A 19176-nucleotide genomic window follows, 5' to 3' on the forward strand; every position below is an offset into this window, starting at 1 on the left:
GCGGCTACAAGTCGGTGTCGAGCAGACGCAGTTGATGGCTGCGTGAGATCGCGGATGCTCGGTCCATTACGTCGAGTTTTCGGTAGAGACTGCGCATCTGCGTCTTGACTGTGTTCACCGAAACCCCGAGATCGTCGGCAATCGCCGGTATAGGGTCCCCGGAATGCAGCGCCTGCAGAACGATGCGCTCGCGTCTGGACAGACGCGGCAGCCGCGGGTTCTGCGGGAAAACGCTGACGGCCGTGGCCGATCCATCACTGCCGAGGAAGAGTGTTTCGGAAATAGCGGCCAGATCGCTAGGAGGGAGATAGGTGAGCGGAGTGCGAAGCTGCCGGTCGCCCAGTACTGCCGCCAGGACGCGCAGCGAGCGGGACGCCGCGGATGCCCCACCGGTCACGACAGTTGCGGCCGCGACAATCGCAGCCGCCTCGGCGCGGAGACGTGAGCTGGGTGCCACGAACTCCGTGCGCGAGACCAGGCGCAAGGCGTCGAACGGCCGGTCGTCGGCCAGAGCCACGCGCGCCGCAAGCACGACTCCTTCGAACCCCATGTTTGCCGCGTCCTGCTCGCAAGTTCGTTTCGCGCGGGCGATGGACCCGAGAGCGAGATGTAGATGGATTCGTGAAGCGCTCAGTCCTTGCCGCGATGGCCCCCGCGACGCCTCCCGTCCGCGTGCCGCCACCAACGACTCCAGTCGTTCGAGACCTGCCTCTGGCGCATGGGCCTGCAGGAAAACCCGGGTCTCGACCGCGGCCATGACTACCCAATGCTCGCTGGTCTCGCGGTGCGGGCCGAATGCGCTCACATGGACGGACGCCGCCTCCGTGTCTCCGCGCTCAAGCGCCAGGAGTGCCTCCGCGGCGCGATAGAAGGTGCCCTGGTAGCCGTCGAGAAGTTCGCGGCTCCAGTTACCCGCTCGGATCACGCCTGCGTAGTACTCGGCTTCGGGCATATCACCGTCCAACGCATGCGCGCCGGCGAGCAGCGCGAGGCTGTGGAAGGCATTGTCTGTGCCCCGTGCGGTGGCAAGCGCGGCGGCCTGCGCCCATGCCTCCATCGCTGACCGTCGCTGACCCGAGTAGAAAAGAGAGAGTCCCAATTGTGTGCAAACACGAGGGATCTCGTCTCCATATGGTTCCCACTCGCTCTCCGGCATCCCGGTGAACAACTTGAGAGCACGCAGGGCGACTTCACCGGACCCTCGGTTGCGTCCGACAAGGCGCAGGGCGACGCTCTGCGCCGTCCAAATGTAAAGCCGCTCCAACGGGGAGACCGTACCTCGGGGCGAATCCGCCGAAGCGACCGCCATTCGCAACAGGTGAAGACCGCGGACACGCCTGACTCGGGTGCTCAAGTAGCAGATCGCGAGCAGCATCACGAGTAAGGGCTGATCTTTGATCTGCGATATGGGCAACGGCCCCAGCATCTCGACCACAGCGCGACCATGATGCTCGAGTAACTGATACCACCCGGCGAGCACAACCCGGGCGGCCAGCGCGAGATCGTCGGCCTCCACGGCCGAACGAAGCGCATCCAGAGGAGTGTTCTGCGACCCCTCCGCTTCTTCACCCATCTCGATCCCCATTAACAATCCCCTTCTAAGCCCGGAACCAGGATATTGCCAACACGGAAACAGAGATTGAGCGTATGGGCCTCCCGGTAACGTGGCGCGACCCGATCGGCGAGCGGGCACCCTCTTACACGAACGTCGACCTGTCACAGCGTCGGTCTTCCGGAGCGAGAGACTCCCGATCGTGATCGCGACCGCACCAGATAGCACCCGCTCACCGCCTCTGACAAGGGGCGTCACCTACATCACGGGCTGAGCGTAAAAACGCAATATGCGGATCATCATTTACGCGGGAGACGAATATCTGACAGGTGACGACATCGCCGACGCGCTACTCCAGTACAGTCGAGCGCTCGGGGATGACGATCGGGCAGAGATCATCGAGATCCCAGTGCGGAACGAGAACGGGGAAGTCGTCTCTGCGAAGTTCCTCATCGGGCCAGCGAGCCAAATCGTAACGGAAGCGGTCGACGTACCCAGCCCCGAACTCGTTGACATCGAACTGGTGGAGCGGCTGCACCGGCTAACGATCTCGATCGAAAGGCCGACGAGCGCACCCCTCGGTAGCGACGACGTCTCACACTTCGAACCCGACGGAACCCTCTGAATCTCATCAACAGTGCACCTATTCAGCTGCGGGTGAGTTCTTTGCCGGTTCAGGGACCAGATACAGGCTCGACGGTGAACTTGCTGTCAGGATGAGGGCTTCAACCCAAGTTCGGTCCATGGTCGATGGTTGGCTGCCCTCCCATTTGAAAACGAGTGAGCTACCGGGGTGTATCCAGACAATGGTGCGTCCGCCACCCGTGCTGACATCCTCTTTCCACGAGAAGGCGAACGGTTCGGCACGCCTGATCTTCGTGGTGATGGCAAGTTGGAGGTGAGCAAGCGCGCGGTCTGGAAACTCGACCTTCACGTTGCCCTCGTAGATGAACTTCCCCGTGATCAAGCCCCGATCTCCACGTTGCCGCCGAGGCTCAAGCACCCTGGGCCGTTCCCGATGCCAGCCATCATGCCGTTCAGCAACACGCTCGCGACCCCTCTGGCATCGGCAACGATTCCGGTCTAATCTCCGCGTCATGGGCTACATTAACTACGACAGCACAGGTGTTCTTCACATCGAGGATCGCGCGCTGGCCCACCTCAAAGTTGTGATCGCGACGAAGCTGCGCCGCAACGAGAGCTTCACTCTTTCCTGGCGGCATCTCGACGACGAGCCAGGCGGGCGATCCACGATCTGGCTCCACCCCTCGATACCGCTTCGCTTCACGTTCGACGAACCGGAGCCGCCACAGCTGAACGCGAAGTGGATCGAGGATCTCATGCACTCGGCAAACTCGTCCGGCGGTATCCAACTCGTCGACGAAGTGGCCGAGGTATCCGACGTCTGAGCGACCCGGTACCGCGGATAGCGCCCGGAGCACCCTATAGCAACCCCTTTCGTCGCCCTCCACTGCGTCGTAGCTTTGGTGTCGTGATTCATCACCCCTGCGCACAGTGCGATTCGGGATAAGACGGTGAAGGGATGGAGCCGTGGCGACCGACGAGTATCGACAAGGACGGGCCGCGTTCTGGGTCTGGATTGTGGTCATCGGCGTGGGGCTCGCGGTCATGATAGTGCTGCCGCTCGCTGGGAGGTGAGCGATGCGCAAGGTAGTCCGCGACAACGGGCTGAGTGTCGCCTTCCTGACGATCTTCGTCCTCGCCCTGCTGGGACAATCTATCGCTGGGCACGCCGACACAAACGAGCAGCTCCAGCAACATCACCAACCGGCAGTCGGGTACCTCGACTACATCTCCTCGTCCGACTTCCTCGTCGATGTTGCCGAAAACTGGCAGTCAGAGTTCCTGCAGTTCTTCCTGTTCATCCTCGCCACCGTGTGGCTGATCCAGCGCGGTTCCCCGGAGTCCAAGAAGCCCGGCGACGAAGGCCTCGGCAGCGACGAAGACCAGATGGTCGGAGTGCACGCCCGCCCGGATTCGCCAGCGTGGGCGCGCGCGGGAGGCGTCCGGCTATGGGTCTACTCCAACTCTCTCCTGATCCTGATGGGCTCGGTCTTCCTGTTGTCGTGGTTCGCTCAGTCCCTCGCCGGTCGGATCGTTGCGAGCGAGGAGAACGCGCAGCACGGGATGCCGCCGGTCTCCTGGGTCGAGTACGTCTCTTCCCCAGAGTTCTGGAATCGCACGCTGCAGAACTGGCAGTCCGAATTCCTCGCAGTCGGCGCGATGGTCGTCTTCAGCATCTACCTGCGTCAGCGCGGATCGAGCGAGTCCAAACCGGTGGGCACTCCACACGCGACGAGCAGCACGGAATCAAACTGAGGCAGCTACCTTCCTGAGTTCTTCCTGTCAAGGTGCTATCAGGCGATGTCCAGCCTGATTGATACTGCTCCTTAATTGGAGGGTGAGATGACTGGACTTCCTGATCCCCGGTTCGAGCTTCGCAAAGTCGCGGAGCACGAGTGGTTGATCCTTGATCATCGATACGAGGTGAACGACCCTCGCCGAACAGTCGGCTGCATCTATCAGGTCGACGAATACGAGGTCGAAGTCATGTGGATGCGCGACATCCCGGCTGCGACGCGCTTCATGTCACCGATCGACGTGCTGGAGGATGTCCGCCAACTCGAGTCACGGAGCCGCTCGACGCGGCCCATTCCGATTCCGCATCAGCCGCCGTTGATCGCGTCCTAAGTCCCGCAGCACAATGAGGTCCTCCGGAGTCCAAGATGCCCGGCAGCACGGAATCGGATGAGCCTACTCGGGGTCCGCGCGATCGAGTGACGCCCTCAGTTCGGCGTTCTCGTCTTGGAGGCCCATCACTTTGCCGATCCCCGCAAGGTTGACGCCGTCGGTTTGAAGGTCCGCGATGCGGCGCATCCGGTCGATGTCGTTCGCGCTGTAGCGGCGTGTCCCGCCGTCCGTGCGTGCGGGTTCGATCAGGCCCTTGCGCTCGTAAAGTCGCAGCGTCGCCGGGGGAAGGTCGAGGAGCTCGGCCGCGATCCCCATCGTGTATACCGGTCGCTCTTGAGGGCTCGATTCCATGCAGAAATTCTGCTCGAAGGGCTTGCATCAGGTCAAGCAATCGAGTTATAAAATATGCATCAAGTGATCCAGATCTTTCGGGGTTGCGAGTGTTGGGATCTCCGACGCCGGCAGCAGTTAGCGATGACAGGTATGGAGGTGATTCACTGTGACAGTACTGAGCCGGGTCGACGACACGGGGGTCGTGTTCGCGGACATTGTTTGCGCGGATCCCGAGTGGGTCCGTACCGAGTTCGATCGGATGGTGGCCGGCATCCCCGCATTGTCGACCATGACAGCCGAGGTGCCACCTCACGCAACAGCTCCCACCCCTCGGACGCGAGCCCTGGCGGTGTGTGTGGGCGTCCGGCGGGCAGACGAGCTTCCCGAGCGGGTGCGAGCGCCTCCGTGTGATGTGGCCGCGCGCGGCCTCCTCCGCTGATCATCATTCGTCGGACGGCGTCACGCCGTTCACTCTCGGAAGGAGATTTTTCACATGTCGATGTCATTTGATCCTTTCAGCCAGTTGGACCGAATCGCGCAGAGCGTGTTCGACACCAACAGGCAGCCGCGTCTGATGCCCGTGGATCTGTTCCGCGAAGGCGACCGATACGTCCTCAACGCTGACCTTCCCGGGGTCGACCCCGGTTCGGTCGACGTGGATGTCGACGGTCACCTCCTCACGATCCGCGCCGAACGCACGGAGGCGAGCCGCGACAATTCTCGCTGGCTGGCACAGGAGCGCCCCTTCGGCTCGTATGTTCGCCGCTTCACCATCGGCGACGACGTCGAGGCCCAGGGCATCAGCGCCACCTACAACAACGGTGTGCTCAGCGTGATGATCCCGATCGCTGAACGTGCCAAGCCGCGCAAGGTCCAGATCGAATCGGTTGGCTCTCATGACACCAAGGCCGTGACCGCCTAACTCATCTGATCCTCCCTAACTCATCTGATCCTCGCGGCACCGCAGCGACGGTGGGTGGTCGCACGACTCGCGACCACCCACCGTGGCCCGACACCCTTCGGAAAGGAAAACCCATGTCACTCTCACCGTCGCTCGAACGATTCCTCGCCGAAATGGAATACCCCGCCACACGGGACGATCTCCTCCGCGAGGCCACCCGTGATGGGCTCGGCACAGACGACCGTGCGCTTTTGCAGGACCTCCCCGAACAGAACTACGGCGCCGCCTGGCACCTCCGCCTCAAGCTCACCCAAGGGATCCTGTCCGAAACTTTGACACCCTCACTCGTGAACGCCTGAGAGCGTAAGCGGGTACCCGCCGATGACGGATGGATGCTGTCAAGGACCTTTTCCCCGAACCCACGCACCGCGACGGTGAGCATGTCGAGATGGAGGACCAAATGGCTGAACTGGCCCAGGCGCGGTTCGACCTCCGCAAGGTCGCGGAGAAAGAATGGCTGATCCTCGACCACAAATACGGAGCCAACGACCCCCGACGTACTGTCGGCTGCGTCTATGAGGTCGACCCGTACGAAGTCGAAGTGATGTGGATGCGTGCCCTGCCCGTCGCGACAAGGTACATGTCCCCCGTCGAGGCGCTCGACGACGTGCGGAGACTGCACGAGCAGAGCCGGGCAACGCGCCCCATCAGCATTCCGCACCATCCCCCTCGCCTCGCCTCATAGGCATCGCGGAGACGCTGCGAGCGAAGCACTGTGGCAGAGTGCGGGGATGGAGACGTCCAGCATCGATGTCAGGTACCCCAGGATCGGTGCGGTCGGGCTCGGCCGCATGGGCTCACCGATCGAGGCCATCTTGAGCCATACGTTAACGGTCAGGGCCTTCGACATCGATGCGAAGCGCGAGGCCGTCATACCCGGCATCGGTTGCGCGTCCTCGTTGTCTGATCTCACCACCGCCATCGACGTCCTTGTCACCGTCCTGCCGGGACCGGAGGAACTGTGTCAGTGCATGACGGACGCGTTCCCCGCACTGCTGCCGGGGACGCTGTGGCTCGACTTCACCTCCGGCGATCCGGCAGTGTCCCGTGTCCTCGGCGAAGAGGCGGAACGTCGCGGCATCGAGCTTGTCTCCGCACCGATGGCCGGTTCCGTCGCAGAAGCAGCCGCCGGGGAACTGGTGTTCTTCACTAGCGGCACCCACGGAGCCGTGGCCAGGGCGCTCCCGATCCTGCAGGCGTTATCCGGCGAGGACGGTGTGCGTCGAGCGGGGTCAAGAGTTGAGGACGCGCAGATCGTGAAGCTCCTCGCTAACGGGCTGTGGTTCGCTAACGCGGTCGCCACATCCGAGGCGCTGTTGATCGGACAGGGACTCGGCCTTGCCACAGCCGACCTTCACAGTCTGCTGCAGGGCAGCGCCGACGGCAGCCGGTTCCTCGACGAGCACCTCGTCAGGCTGCTGGACGGTGACTACCTTGAAACACTCGGTATCGTCCGCGTCGTCGAAGAACTCAACACCATCCGGACGATGAGCGAGGCCGCGGGCGTGACCACCCCCCTGCTCAACACATCCAGGCAGCTTCATCACGCAGCATTCGACCGATTCGGACCGGCTATCGGCGAACTGCTCGCGGTCAAGCTGCTTGAGGAAGCCGCAGGCCGCCCCCTGCGGCGCTAGCTCACCGCGACGAACTCCCGGGCGTGCCCACCACAGACGATCGTTTTCGGTGCTGCAGGTTCCACTTCCTGACGCGCTTGGTCAGAATCGGTGCCCGGAACCCAGTTCGGGCGACGTGTCTGATGCCCGCGCGGTCGGACTGGCCAGGTCATTGCTGCGGGCTCAGGCCGGAGGCTCGACTTGAGTTTGGTGCTCGCGCACCATTTGCTGGAGCGTGCGGTGATACCTGCTCGCATACCAAAAACCGGCGCTCAATGCGCCTACAGCGAGTAACAGCGAGCTCCAAGCCACCGGGTATTGCACCGCGAAGAACGCGAACAGGAGGCCGCTCAGGCAGGCGACCCCCGACAACATCACTGTCCAAGCCGCGATGCGCCCCGGTTTCGAATAGAGCACGGCTTCGCGAAGGCGGGCCGAGGTCGCGAGCTTGAGTCTGGTGATGATCGGTAAAGAGACCGACAGCCCGACGTTAAGAGCGATCAGTACCCAATCGCTCAACCCCCACCCTGTTACGCCCACGCGTCAACGCTAACTGCAACCCACACGGCGGGGATAGGGTCATCCGTGCACGCCCTCGCTCCGATTGCCGAAAACGATCGCTTCCGGCAGGTTCGAAGCTCGTTCAGGGGGGGTGCGCCTAGCTTCCGTTCTCCAGGGCTGGGGCAGCTCGTCAGCACCGAATCGGCCCACAAGCTGGCGTTCGCAAAAGGAACACGCCCCCTTGCCCTGACCTGAATCGAAAAAGCAAGGGCATCACTAAAAGTCGGACAGTTTGATTACCTCAGGAGGGGGGGCGGGCACCCACCCTTCGATCGTATTGGGGGGAACCGCTCCGCATCGTGTGCCCGCGGTGACCTCATGCAGCACCGGCACCTCGACGTCGTCGAAACGAAAGGGAGGTTATCGGCCAGTTCTCAGGTTGTCGATTCGCCCCGCTGATCACACGCCCCCGTACTCCGTTGACCTTCCGGATAGAAAGACTTGCCTGTGACCCCCCTCGGAACCTCACCGCGGACTGCCGCCGTCGTCTACAACCCCGTGAAGGTGGACATCGACGCATTGCGTGCTGCGGTCACCGCAGAAGCAGCGGCCGTGGGGTGGGCCGAGCCGACCTGGTACGAGACCGCGGTCGACGACGTCGGCCAGGGCGTCACCCGGCAGGCGCTGGATGACGGCGCGGATCTGATCATCGCCGCAGGTGGCGACGGCACGGTGCGCGCGGTCGCGGAAGCCGCCCGCGGCACCGGTACGAGCGTCGCCCTGCTGCCGTCGGGCACGGGCAACCTGCTCGCCCGCAACCTTGACCTCACACTCGACGACATGCCCTATTCGGTCCGGGCTGCGTTCACCGGTGTCGACCGTCAGATCGATCTCGGCGTGATCGACATTGAGCGTGAGGATCGCAGTCGAACCCGGCATGTGTTCGTGGTCATGGCTGGGATGGGCATCGACGCGAAGATGATCGACAACACCGACGAGGACCTCAAGGCCAAGGCCGGGTGGGCTGCGTACCTCAAGGCGATCGTCGCTTCGCTGCGCGACCCGAACGAGTTGCGGATACGATTCCGCCTGGACGACGGCGAGCTCAGGCGCGCGACGGTGCACACGGTCATCCTCGGAAACTGCGGGTCGCTCCCGGGGAACATCCTGCTGCTGCCGGACGCGGTCGTGGACGACGGCCTGTTGGATCTGCTGTTGATGCGTCCCGGGAGCGCTGTCGGTTGGATTCGCGTGTGGTGGAAGGTCGTCTGGACGAACGGGGTCCTGCGCCGCACGAAAGCGGGGCGGGCGTTAGCCGGCGAGCATCGCGACGACGGCGACCTGCGCTACGAGACCGGCACGCGCTTCACCGCGCGCCTGGCCCGGCCTGAACAGATCGAGCTCGATGGCGACGGATTCGGGAAGGCCATCGCGTTCAACGCCTGGATCGAACCCGGAGCGCTCACCGTGCGCGTCCCCGCCGGCGTCCACGACGAATGACTTATCGGGCAGGCGCCGACCTTCACAAAGCGGTAACCCGTCGTCGTGTTCGACCTACCTCGGGGTCGACTGCGCCTAACCTTGCAGCAGTCGACAAGTCAGCGCGGATGCTGGAGATCGACGCGCTCGCCTTCCGCGCGATTTCGACCCGCAACGCCACGTCCGGGGGAGGGTGTTCGTGCTCATCCATGGCATCGGCACCTCGCATCGATAGATGAGAAAACTGCTCGATGCCTTGTCGGCAGACCGGAGGTGCATTCGATCGATCTTCCCGGTTTCGGTGGCCTTCGCCTGCGTCGCGGCGGTGTCCTTCAGGTCAGCGGCTTCCGGCTTGGCAGTATCCATCGTTCCCGACGAATCGGGAGAGTGCACGTCCGAACCACCCGGGCTCATCGTCTCATAGTTATCCGACATTGGCGCTCCTTATCGCGGACCGATCGATCCGACGTGCCTGCTCTGTCTAGACCGCCTGCGGCCTTTCGCGCGGTCCCTTGCACCCCTCCGGCTTACGGCGTAAGCGTTAGGCCGTCTCCCTACGTCGCTTACGGTGTAAATCGGCAAACAGTACGCGCGATCGCGGCGGGTGACAACCACCCTCCCTGAGCAGCTGAGTGCCCGTACCGTCTGAGCATGAGCACATCGGACAGCACTCCGGAGCCCCGCGTGGCCCGAGACCTCGCCGCGTCTGCCGCGGACTCAACAACGCCGTTAGCTTCGGCGCGCGTCGGTGACGCTCATACTCTTCGGGAAGATGTCCATGCACGCGAGAAGGCGGAGTTCGGCGGGTTCAAGTTCGGGACGGCCTTCTTCGGCTGGCTGACCGCCATGGGCACCACTGTCCTCCTCACCGCCCTGGTGACGGCGATCGGCGCGGCGATCGGTCTCGGCAGCGGAGCGGATCCTGAGGAGGCGACCGATGCTGCGCTCGGAGCCGTCGGCATCGCAGCCGTGATCGTCATCGGCATCGTGCTGCTCGTCTCCTACTTTGCCGGCGGTTACGTCGCGGGACGGATGGCGCGCTTCAGCGGTGCGAAGCAGGGCGTGGCCGTGTGGATCTGGGCGATCGTCGTCGCCGTCATCGTCGCGGTGATCACTGCGATCGCTGGCTCCCGGTGGGACATCCTCGGGAACCTCCAGGGCTTCCCGCGCATCCCCGTGACGCCGGAGACTGCGACACTCACGGGCGTCCTCACGGCCCTCGGCGCTGCGATTGTCACCCTCGTCGGCGCGATCCTCGGCGGCATCGCCGGGATGCGATTCCACCGCAAGGTCGATCGCGTCGGCCTCGGTCGCTAACGCCTCGATTCAAACCACCACCCAATGCCGACGGAGGCTCCCCATGTACTTCCACGTTCAAGAGTTCATCAATGAGATCGCACAGGACGTGCCGGATCCTGCCGCGGCGAACGCTCTGCAGGAAGGTCTCGGCGGACAGTTCGGCGAGATGCGCACGATGATGCAGTATCTCTTCCAGAGCATGAACTTCCGCGGACCTTCCGGCAAGCCATACAAGGACCTGATCCAGGGCATCGGCACCGAGGAGATCAGCCACGTCGAGCTGATCGGGACGACCATCTCGCGCCTGCTCGACGGCTCACCGCAGTACCAGGGCAAGCCGACCGACCCGGTGGACAAGCCGGGTGCCGGCGGCGCGACGCCGCTGAGCATCGCCGTGGACACGAGCAACATCCACCACTACCTGGTCGGCGCACAGGGCGCGCTTCCGGTCGACGCCGTGGGCAACCCGTGGTCAGGCAGCTACGTGTACAACTCCGGCAACCTCGTGCTCGATCTCCTCTACAACCTGATGCTGGAGTCGACGGGGCGCCTGCAGAAATGCCGACTGTACGAGATGACCGACAACAAGATGGCTCGCAGCACGATCTCGTACCTCATCGTGCGGGACCAGGCGCACGAGAACGCCTACGCCAAGGCGCTCGAGACCCTCGGCGTGAACTGGCGCACATCGCTGCCGATCCCGAAGACGAACGCCGAGAGCTTCCCTGAGGTCAAGGAACTCCTGGATCTGGGGCTGCAGAGCAAGCAGTACTCGTTCGACCTCACCGCACAGTCCGAGGCGGGCAAGATCTTCCAGGGAGCCTCGCCCTCGAACGACGGCACAGAGCTCGACGCCACCGAGCAGGCGCCGGTCGGCGCTCCGATGACGATCTCGCCGGAGCGTCTCGAGGAGTTCTCGCCCGGCGCGGATGACGAACTCCGCGCGCTTATCGAGGCGACGGCGGCCATTGAAATGGCCGACATCGACGCCACCTTCGGCCGCCTCTGATCACACGGGGCGTGCGCGATGCGTGCGCACGCCTCCGAGGTATCGATCGTGGCGGCGGGCACCGCTGCAGGCCGATCCTCTTACGCAGGCCCGTCAACGTTCCCGGTCGTGCCTTCCGTGGGCTCGGGGACGAGGTAAAGACCGCTGGGGGCGCTGGCGGTGTAGGCCAAGGCTTCGATCCAGTTCCGGTTGATCGAGGGCTGGCGGCCCGAGCTGTACTTGAAGACGAGGGAGCTGCTGGCGTGCATCCAGACGGTGGTGCGGCCGCCGCCGATACTCAAGTCTTCTCGCCAGGTGAAGCTGAATGGTTCCCCGCGGCGGAGTTTTGCGGTGATGACGAGCTGGAGGTGGGTGAGGGCGCGATCTTCGATCTCGGTCTTCACGCCACCCTCATAGATGAAATTGCCCACAGGATGTCCTCGACTCACCACGGGATCCGTGCCATGAGGCGCAACCGAACTGGTCGCTGCGTGGTACACACAGTTTTACATCTCGCGGCCTGTTACGCATCGGTCCGTTTGGGGTGTCACGAGCGAGCTATGGTTCAGGCATGGGAACCATCCAATACGGCGGTGCGGGCGAAGCGATCCATATCGACGATCGTGCTCTCGCACACCTCAAGGTCGCGATCGCGACGAAGCTCCGGCGCAACGAGAGCTTCACTCTGTCCTGGGTCCATCACGACGACGATGTTAGGGGCCGCTCCACGATCTGGCTGCACCCGTCAATCCCGCTGCGCTTCACATTCGACGAACCTGAGACCCCGCAGTTGAATGTGAAGTGGATTGAAGACTTGATGCACTCTGCCAACTCCAGCGGTGGCATTCAGCTGATCGACGAGATGCTAGAGACACCGACGGACTAGATACCGAGCCCGCAGTTGTGGGATCTCCTGTAACCGATCACCAATGGCTGGGCGTCCGTTTGCCACACGAATCGAGCGCCCGCAACCCCCGAAACAGGTGAAGCGGGTCGGCGTAGCATGCAGGCATGACCGATCCGAAGATGATGGTACAAACCGAGGTGATCATCGACGGAGTGGTGTGTCTCCTCGCCCAAGATCAAGACCCCGATGAGGTCATCCGCCAGATAGAAGAAGCAACCACAACGACAGGCAGGTTCGTCCGGCTCATCGTGGTCGGAAATCGGCAGGTGAGTGTGCTCGTCACCCCCACCAGTCGTGCTTCCATTTCTGTCGCGACAGTGCTGCACGATGCGCGCGACACAGGAGATGTGGACTTTCCCTATGGCGGGTTCTACGACACTTTCTGACCAGCTAGCGCGCGCAAGACTTCGGCAGAGACGTCGCTGGAAATCTGTCGAGGGTTGAAGTTGTCAAGCGGGCCCACTTGTCCGTCATCCAGCGATGCGTCGGCTGGCCTCTGCGAGGCTAGCCAGCGAAACCGCCGAGTACGGAAGAGCCGTCGATCCCAGATGAACGTGTTGAGTGCCTTCCACTCCGCGACACGCCCCAGTGCTCGCTCGGCGGAAGGCTCAGAACGCGGCGCATATCTTCCCCAGCTGCCCTGCGTCGCGGTTCTGGGAGCAGAGTACGCCGTCAAACCGCTCGCGGTCTAGATCGACCCCGGGGCTGTCAATGGGAGCGGCCTGTCGTCGTATCCCTTCACACGACGACAGGCCGCGAGATTGCAGGGTTTCGCGCGTCGTTCCCCAGAACGGCACACTTCCGCTGCAGCTGAAAATAATTGGCCATCGGTGCTGACACGGCTAGGGGATTGACAGAGAAAACATGAGCCGTGCTCGCGAGATTCTCCAGGCGCGACCTCCCAGTCAGTGGTAAACCCGATGAGTTTCCTTGGATCATCAGGCTTGTTCGATGACTGCGGTCGCCAATATATTGTGCAGTGATTGCACGCGACGTGTGATCGCGTGGGCCGGTGTAGTCCCCAGTTACACCGGCGGGTGGTCCCGAGGGTTCCCCGGCCGTGTCGGGACCACCCGGGAGCCTTCCGCCCCGTGATCCGTCCCGGGGCTCGCTCGGCGGAGGGTTCGGAACTCGGCGCGAATAGTCTGCAAGTATCTGCAACTACCGATGCGATGTCTCCGTCGGTATGTTGAGCGTAGATCGCACGTGATGCGCGATCTACGGCCGGCGAAGTCCCCAGCTACGCCGGCTGGTGGTCCCGAGGGTTCCCCAGACCTGCCGGGACCACCCCTATGTGCGGCCTCGCGCGTAGGTTGATGTGGTTCGGCGTATCGGAGTGTGACGGGTGGAGCTCGGAGGGGTGCGGGCTATCAGCCCTCGTGGGCTGGCCGAGCATGGCATTCATTATCTCGCCGGTCGCGCCGCGCTTTCGGTTCGCGAGCGGACACCTGGCACCGTAATTCTGCTGGCACTGCGCGGCACCTCAACCGAATTTTCGATCGACACCACTGCGGCCGCGGTCTTGGCCTTTGTGAAGGCTGAGGCGCTGTGGTCGAGGAACCAGGGCGAGCCGTGGCTGCAGATCGGGAGCGGCCTGGTGATCGCTGCACCGGGAATAGTCCGCACCTTGCGCTGCCAGGGCTCCTGGCGCGCCGCCATCACGTTCGTGCCGCGCGAAGCGATGGCGTCGTTCGTGCCCGCCCTACCGCCCGACATGCAGATCTTCCCCGACCGACGCCTTCTCGACCGGGCCATGCAGACCTTCATCGAAGGGCTGCTGAGCGGCGACGAGCGCGCGACCGCCATCGAGCGGTACGCCCTCGAGCAGCTCATCGTGGAGATGAGTGGCGCGATCCTCCTCGATCGCGTGGGGGCGGCACCGGGCCTCGGCTCCCCACGTGCCGTACTCCGAGATAGGGCAATGGCAGTGATCGCGCAGCAATGCGGAGACCCCAGCCTGACGCCCAGCCAAGTTGCACGGGAGGTGCAATCGTCCCTGCGCCAGCTCCAGCTCGTTTTTGCCGAAGCGGAGAACAGCGTTGCCGACGAGATCCGCCGCCAGCGTGCCCGCCTCGCGCGGACCCTCCTGGGCGACAGCCGCTACGACGTCCTCAGCATCGAGCAGGTCGCGAAGCGCGCGGGGTTCCAATCGCCGATGAGCCTACGCCGTGCTCTCGCCGAGGCCTACAAGACAACGCCCCGCGCACTTCGCGCCCAGCGACACGCCTAGCGACTCTTCGTATCGCACGCCGCCCTAGCTCACTACCGGGACCACCCCTTCGACTAAATGGTCCCGCTCACTCATACATGCGATGGACGTGCCAGCCATCCTGCCCTCATAGACATCGAACGCGAAGCACCCGCCTGCGTCGTCCGTTTCCTGGAATCTCCACCCGCATAGGCCGCGGTTTGGCTCATCGAGGGGTTGGTCGAGCTCGAGTGCGGTCGAAATGGTGGACGTTGGTCGGCAAACGGTGCTCACCCGATCGACAGGTGCCAAGACCCCGCAGGGCGACGGGCGCGCGATCACATCGCCGCGAGCGTCAGCAGCCATGATGAGGAGAGAATGGGTGGTGCCGGCGTCCCCATCGTGCGAAAAGGTCATCCGTGGAGGTCTCGCTGGGACGTGCGGAATCGCCGTTGATAAGCTGCTGGACTCATCGATACACGGCGAGCGAATGCGAGGCGCAGACTTTCGTAGCTTGGGAAACCGGCGAGCTCCGCCGCACGCGACGCGGTGTGTCCTTGATCGAGCAGCGATCGGGCGAGGTCGAATCGGATGCTCTCGACGTAGCGTGCCGGTGTCGTGAACAGCTCGTCGCGGAACAGCCGGGCCAGGTGCCGGGTGCTGAGATTCACGGCTCGTGCGAGTTGTGGAAGGGTATGGTCACCCGCGGGGTCGGCGATCACACGATCGACGATCTGCCGCAATGCCGGCCCGGTGGGTAGTGGCACTGCCAGCGGTGCCGAGAACTGAGACTGCCCGCCGGAACGCTGGAGATATACGACCATCGCCCGAGCGACATCGCGGGTGAGGTCGGGCCCTTGGTCCTCCTCGACGAGTGCGAGCGCCAGATCGATGCCCGCACTGACCCCGGCCGAGGTCGAGATGGGGCCGTCGCGCACGAAAATGGCATCGGGTTCCACGAGCGTCGTGGGCCATCGCGTGGCGAGTTCATGCGCTGCTCGCCAGTGTGTCGTCGCTCGTCGCCCATCAAGGAGCCCGGCCTCTGCGAGCAGGAACGCTCCGGTGCAGATCGACACGATTCGACGCGCGCCGTCAGTCAATCTGCGTACGGCTTCCGCCAGTTCTGGCGGAACACGCGCATCGGGATAGGCGTCGGCTCCGGGTATGACGCAGATATCCGGCGGCGCGAAGGCCTCGACGTCGCCGCCCGACGCCATCCGGATGCCGATGTTCGCGGTCACGTCCGCGCCGTCGGGCGAGCACAACGAGATGTCATACCGGGCACCGAACCTGTTGGCCGTGTGGAACACTTCAGCCGGCCCTGCGACGTCGAACAGGGTCACGCCCTCGTACACGAGGAAGGCGACGGTGATCGACCGCGTTCGTTCGTCGGGAGCGTTCGGGGTGGCAGCCACACGTCATTGGTAGCACTCTTGGGCATCACTCGTCGCGTCCGAATGCGAGGGGTTTCGGGCCGTATTCGTGCAGCGGAGGAGCTCCTCGCGGAGTGACCATGAAGTATCCGAGGAGAGGACGTCTCATGTCACCACAGATCGCAGGGATCACGCGGCCGAATACAGACGCGAGCGGCGAAGCCCTGGTCGTGGCTGCCGAGATGCTCGAGCCATTGCTGGTGGAGCATTCTCAGCGTGTCTTCTACTTCGCCCACCTGCATGCTCAGCGGCTCGGCATCGAACCGGATCCGGAGCTGCTCTATATCGCGGCGCTCTTCCACGACACGGGTCTCGCCGCGTCGGAATCGGCGGCGCAGCGGTTCGAGGTCGATGGCGCGGACCATGGCCAGCGCTTCCTTCACGAACGCGGCTTCAGCGCTGAGGCGGAGAAGCGGGTGTGGGAGGCCATTGCGCTGCACACGACGCCCGGAATCCCCCGCCGCATGGAAGCCGAGACCGCTGCGCTTCACCTGGGAGTGTTGACCGACGCGATCGGCCTCGGACTCGACCTCCTGCGTACCGACGATGTCGACGAGGTCGTCGCCGCCCATCCCCGCGGCGCATTCAAGGACGGCTTTCTCGCCGCCGTCGTGCGCGGCCTGCGAGATCGGCCGGAGACAGCGAACGGAACCGTCAACGCTGACATCCTGACCCATTTCCTTCCCGAGCTCGTGCTGACGAGCACCGTGGATCGCGTGCTCGGCTCACGCTGGGCGAGCTGAGCAGTATCGATGAAAGGACAGATCATGCGTGCAGTGACGGTGACCGATCGCCGAGCCGGGGTGAGCGGGTTGACGCTCACGGAACGGCCCTACCCCCACGCCGCGGAAAACGACGTCGTCGTTCGCGTGCATGCGGCCGGCTTCACTCCGGGCGAACTCGACTGGCCGGCGACCTGGACCGACCGCGCGGGGCGCGACCGAACCCCGAGCATCCCGGGTCACGAACTCTCCGGAGTGGTCGTCGGGCTGGGGTACGGCACGACGGGTCTCACGCTCGGCCAGAGGGTCTTCGGATTCGCCGACTGGGCGAGAGACGGCTCGCTCGCCGAGTACATCGCCGTCGAGGCGCGCAATCTCGCTCCCCTCCCAGCAGACATCGAGCATGAGACCGCCGCGGCTCTGCCGATCTCGGCGCTGACCGCCTCGCAGGGCCTGTTCGATCACGCGCGGCTCGCGGCTGGGCAGACTGTCCTGATCCACGGCAGCGCCGGTGGTGTCGGCTCGATCGCGGTGCAACTTGCTCGAGCGGCAGGTGCCTTCGTCGTCGCGACGGGCCGCGCGGCCGACCGCGAGACGGCTGTCCGTCTCGGCGCTCACAGGTTCGTGGATCTCGACACGCAGCCTCTCGACGCTGCAGGACCCACGGACGTGCTCTTCGACGTCATCGGCGGCGACATCCTCGCTCGATCCGTCGCGCTCGTCCGAGACGGTGGGGTCGTCGTCTCGATCGCGGAGCAGCCGGCGACGACCCCGCTGAACGGACGCGCCGTCTTCTTCGTCGTCGAGCCCGATCGAGCAGCGCTTTCAGCGATAGCCGACGAGGTGCGCCACGGGCGATTGGCTCCTCTGATCGGAACCGTGCGTCCGCTCGCTGAGGCTGTGGAGGCGTTCGTGCGGCGTGAGCGGACACGCGGCAAGACCATCATTCGCCTGGTCGAACCCGACATCGCACACTGACCGCCCTCATCGAAAGGAATTGCTCATGCCAGAAGTCATCGCGGGCATCACCATCCCCGACACCACGCTCGTGAAGGAAGCGACCGCCTACATCCGGGAGCACGAGGACGACCTGCTGTTCGACCATTCCCGCCGCGTCTTCCTGTTCGGAGCTTTGCAGGGCCGCGCCCGCGGACTCGATCCCGATCTTGAGCTGCTGTACGTCGGGGCCCTCTTCCATGACATCGGGCTGACCGAGGCATACCGCCCCTCGCATCTCAGATTCGAGGTCGACGGAGCGAACGCCGCACGGGATTTCCTCATCGCTCACGGGGCGTCGGAAGACGACGCCGGAGCGGTCTGGCTCGCGATCGCCCTGCACACCACCCCCGGAGTCCCTGAGTTCCTCGCGCCCGAGATCGCTCTCCTCACCGCCGGAGTCGAGACCGACGTGCTCGGTCTCGATCTGGGTGCCCTGACGAACGCCGATCGAGCAGCCGTCACGGCCGCGCACCCACGCCCCGACTTCAAACGACGCATCCTCGCCGCGTTCACCAAGGGCAACGCCCGTCGCCCGGAGACCACCTTCGGCAATGTGAATGCCGATGTCCTCGCCCATTTCCAGCCCGGATTCGTGCGCCAGGACTTCGTCGAGACCATACGAGGCAACGCCTGGCCTGAATAACACGCCGATTATCCGTGCGGCACAGGGGACACAGAAATCAAGCCATACTCGCCAGAAACGATCGTTTGCGGCGTTGCCGCACCGCGTTGGCGGAACGGGATGCCGCAAAGGTTATGCGGAACCCGATTTCGGCAACGGGTTTCGGTGCGCCCGAGCTACCGCTGCTGGCTGTCAGAGCAGCTTTCGTTCGAAGACCACATTGAGTGGCGTGAATCCCTCCGACTCGAAGAACGCATGAGCGCTCGTGTTGAAAGACCACGAGTCGAGTCTCATGGCATCAACGTTCTCTGCTAGCCCGATAGCCACAGCAGCGTCCATCAGCTCCTGGCCGATGCGCCGACGCTGCAGGGCAGGGTCAACCGCGATGTGGTGCACATACAGGCTCTTGGACGCCTGCCGGAATGGATTCGCGGGTCGCGCGCTAATCTCTGCGAGCAGGTAGCCCGCGGCCGCACCGTCAAGTTCTGAAATGAGGAGGATCGCCCCGCTGGCCAGTTGCTCAGCAAGGAACGCACGCAGCACCTCACGATCAGGCGCTCTGAATAGGTCGGGCCTTCCTTCCGCGTGCAGCCGTTGGATGCCTTCGCTGAGGGAACCCAACCGATCAACGTCCGCCTCTAATGCTCTGCGTACCGACATGACCGAAGCATATTCACTGCGGCCGCCTTCGGTCGGTCACGCATCGATCAGCACTGACGAGCTCGATCTCGTTGCGGGGGTCGGCGTGATTCTCTGGGTGACGCCAGAGCGTGTATGTGAATGACACCGACGAGGACTCTAGACCGAGGGTGCCGGCGCTCTCCATGAAACCCGGAATTGGCGCCCGTGTAACGGCAGGTTGGG

General features: G+C 63.9%; 24 protein-coding genes. 17 read left to right on the top strand and 7 right to left on the bottom strand.

Annotation, left to right across the window (positions count from 1 at the left end; translation table 11 throughout):
• Positions 1-4: 4 nt before the first annotated feature.
• Positions 5-1585, bottom strand: a complete 1581-nt coding sequence (locus ABS642_RS10315) for a LuxR C-terminal-related transcriptional regulator (protein WP_350353256.1) — start codon at positions 1583-1585, stop codon at positions 5-7.
• Between the two features lie 256 nt (positions 1586-1841).
• Here ABS642_RS10315 and ABS642_RS10320 point away from each other — a divergent pair, with 256 nt between their 5' ends.
• A complete protein-coding gene (locus ABS642_RS10320) occupies positions 1842-2177 on the top strand; it encodes a hypothetical protein (RefSeq protein WP_350353257.1) in 336 nt (111 codons plus the stop codon).
• Positions 2178-2195: 18 nt separating this feature from the next.
• Here ABS642_RS10320 and ABS642_RS10325 read toward each other — a convergent pair whose 3' ends face one another.
• Positions 2196-2519, bottom strand: a complete 324-nt coding sequence (locus ABS642_RS10325; protein ID WP_350353258.1) for an ATP-dependent DNA ligase — start codon at positions 2517-2519, stop codon at positions 2196-2198.
• A 130-nt stretch (positions 2520-2649) separates the two neighbouring features.
• On the opposite strand from ABS642_RS10325, the gene ABS642_RS10330 reads away from it, so the two are divergent.
• From ABS642_RS10330 to ABS642_RS10340, 3 genes are all read left to right on the top strand, one after another.
• On the top strand, positions 2650-2961 hold the full coding sequence (locus ABS642_RS10330; RefSeq protein WP_350353259.1) for a hypothetical protein: 312 nt from the start codon (positions 2650-2652) through the stop codon (positions 2959-2961).
• Between the two features lie 253 nt (positions 2962-3214).
• Positions 3215-3892: a DUF6766 family protein gene (locus ABS642_RS10335; RefSeq protein ID WP_350353260.1), complete on the top strand. Its 678-nt coding sequence runs from the start codon at positions 3215-3217 to the stop codon at positions 3890-3892.
• A 168-nt stretch (positions 3893-4060) separates the two neighbouring features.
• Positions 4061-4264, top strand: coding sequence for a hypothetical protein (locus ABS642_RS10340; RefSeq protein WP_350353261.1), 204 nt, complete (start codon positions 4061-4063; stop codon positions 4262-4264).
• A 63-nt stretch (positions 4265-4327) separates the two neighbouring features.
• Here the strand turns inward: ABS642_RS10340 and ABS642_RS10345 are convergent, their stop codons facing one another.
• Positions 4328-4615, bottom strand: coding sequence for a MerR family transcriptional regulator (locus ABS642_RS10345; RefSeq protein WP_350353262.1), 288 nt, complete (start codon positions 4613-4615; stop codon positions 4328-4330).
• A gap of 475 nt (positions 4616-5090) precedes the next feature.
• Between ABS642_RS10345 and ABS642_RS10350 the strand changes: the two genes are divergently transcribed.
• The 4 genes from ABS642_RS10350 to ABS642_RS10365 all read left to right on the top strand — a co-directional run bounded on the left by ABS642_RS10350 (position 5091) and on the right by ABS642_RS10365 (position 7195).
• Positions 5091-5519: an Hsp20/alpha crystallin family protein gene (locus ABS642_RS10350; protein ID WP_350353263.1), complete on the top strand. Its 429-nt coding sequence runs from the start codon at positions 5091-5093 to the stop codon at positions 5517-5519.
• Between the two features lie 113 nt (positions 5520-5632).
• The gene (locus ABS642_RS10355) at positions 5633-5857 is read left to right on the top strand and encodes a DUF2795 domain-containing protein (protein ID WP_350353264.1); all 225 of its coding nucleotides are present in this window, start codon (positions 5633-5635) and stop codon (positions 5855-5857) included.
• A gap of 29 nt (positions 5858-5886) precedes the next feature.
• A complete protein-coding gene (locus ABS642_RS10360) occupies positions 5887-6243 on the top strand; it encodes a hypothetical protein (protein ID WP_350353265.1) in 357 nt (118 codons plus the stop codon).
• Between the two features lie 46 nt (positions 6244-6289).
• Entirely contained in the window at positions 6290-7195 is a 906-nt protein-coding gene (locus ABS642_RS10365; protein WP_350353266.1) for an NAD(P)-binding domain-containing protein, read from the top strand.
• 162 nt (positions 7196-7357) lie between these two features.
• Here the strand turns inward: ABS642_RS10365 and ABS642_RS10370 are convergent, their stop codons facing one another.
• Entirely contained in the window at positions 7358-7714 is a 357-nt protein-coding gene (locus ABS642_RS10370) for a hypothetical protein (RefSeq protein WP_350353267.1), read from the bottom strand.
• A gap of 468 nt (positions 7715-8182) precedes the next feature.
• Between ABS642_RS10370 and ABS642_RS10375 the strand changes: the two genes are divergently transcribed.
• The 3 genes from ABS642_RS10375 (at position 8183) to ABS642_RS10385 (ending at position 11462) form a co-directional block, all read left to right on the top strand.
• A complete protein-coding gene (locus tag ABS642_RS10375) occupies positions 8183-9175 on the top strand; it encodes a diacylglycerol kinase family protein (RefSeq protein WP_350353268.1) in 993 nt (330 codons plus the stop codon).
• Positions 9176-9805: 630 nt separating this feature from the next.
• A complete protein-coding gene (locus ABS642_RS10380; RefSeq protein ID WP_350353269.1) occupies positions 9806-10471 on the top strand; it encodes a hypothetical protein in 666 nt (221 codons plus the stop codon).
• 43 nt (positions 10472-10514) lie between these two features.
• A complete protein-coding gene (locus tag ABS642_RS10385; RefSeq protein WP_350353270.1) occupies positions 10515-11462 on the top strand; it encodes a manganese catalase family protein in 948 nt (315 codons plus the stop codon).
• A gap of 80 nt (positions 11463-11542) precedes the next feature.
• Here the strand turns inward: ABS642_RS10385 and ABS642_RS10390 are convergent, their stop codons facing one another.
• Entirely contained in the window at positions 11543-11872 is a 330-nt protein-coding gene (locus tag ABS642_RS10390; protein WP_350353271.1) for an ATP-dependent DNA ligase, read from the bottom strand.
• 140 nt (positions 11873-12012) lie between these two features.
• On the opposite strand from ABS642_RS10390, the gene ABS642_RS10395 reads away from it, so the two are divergent.
• The 3 genes from ABS642_RS10395 to ABS642_RS10405 all read left to right on the top strand — a co-directional run bounded on the left by ABS642_RS10395 (position 12013) and on the right by ABS642_RS10405 (position 14578).
• Positions 12013-12327: a hypothetical protein gene (locus tag ABS642_RS10395; RefSeq protein WP_350353272.1), complete on the top strand. Its 315-nt coding sequence runs from the start codon at positions 12013-12015 to the stop codon at positions 12325-12327.
• 125 nt (positions 12328-12452) lie between these two features.
• Entirely contained in the window at positions 12453-12734 is a 282-nt protein-coding gene (locus tag ABS642_RS10400) for a hypothetical protein (protein WP_350353273.1), read from the top strand.
• A gap of 959 nt (positions 12735-13693) precedes the next feature.
• A complete protein-coding gene (locus ABS642_RS10405) occupies positions 13694-14578 on the top strand; it encodes a helix-turn-helix domain-containing protein (RefSeq protein WP_350353274.1) in 885 nt (294 codons plus the stop codon).
• 371 nt (positions 14579-14949) lie between these two features.
• On the opposite strand, the gene ABS642_RS10410 is transcribed toward ABS642_RS10405, so the two are convergent.
• A complete protein-coding gene (locus ABS642_RS10410) occupies positions 14950-15951 on the bottom strand; it encodes a GlxA family transcriptional regulator (protein WP_350353275.1) in 1002 nt (333 codons plus the stop codon).
• 188 nt (positions 15952-16139) lie between these two features.
• Between ABS642_RS10410 and ABS642_RS10415 the strand changes: the two genes are divergently transcribed.
• The 3 genes from ABS642_RS10415 to ABS642_RS10425 are packed head-to-tail and all read left to right on the top strand — an operon-like array spanning position 16140 to position 18333.
• Positions 16140-16712 (top strand): HD domain-containing protein, encoded by a 573-nt coding sequence (locus ABS642_RS10415; protein ID WP_350353276.1) that lies wholly within the window; start codon positions 16140-16142, stop codon positions 16710-16712.
• 24 nt (positions 16713-16736) lie between these two features.
• Positions 16737-17669, top strand: a complete 933-nt coding sequence (locus tag ABS642_RS10420) for an NADP-dependent oxidoreductase (RefSeq protein ID WP_350353277.1) — start codon at positions 16737-16739, stop codon at positions 17667-17669.
• Between the two features lie 25 nt (positions 17670-17694).
• Positions 17695-18333, top strand: a complete 639-nt coding sequence (locus tag ABS642_RS10425; protein WP_350353278.1) for an HD domain-containing protein — start codon at positions 17695-17697, stop codon at positions 18331-18333.
• A gap of 171 nt (positions 18334-18504) precedes the next feature.
• On the opposite strand, the gene ABS642_RS10430 is transcribed toward ABS642_RS10425, so the two are convergent.
• Entirely contained in the window at positions 18505-18972 is a 468-nt protein-coding gene (locus ABS642_RS10430) for a GNAT family N-acetyltransferase (RefSeq protein ID WP_350353279.1), read from the bottom strand.
• Positions 18973-19176: the final 204 nt, after the last annotated feature.

The sequence above is a fragment of the Microbacterium sp. A8/3-1 genome (assembly GCF_040267695.1).
Taxonomy (GTDB): domain Bacteria; phylum Actinomycetota; class Actinomycetes; order Actinomycetales; family Microbacteriaceae; genus Microbacterium; species Microbacterium luteolum.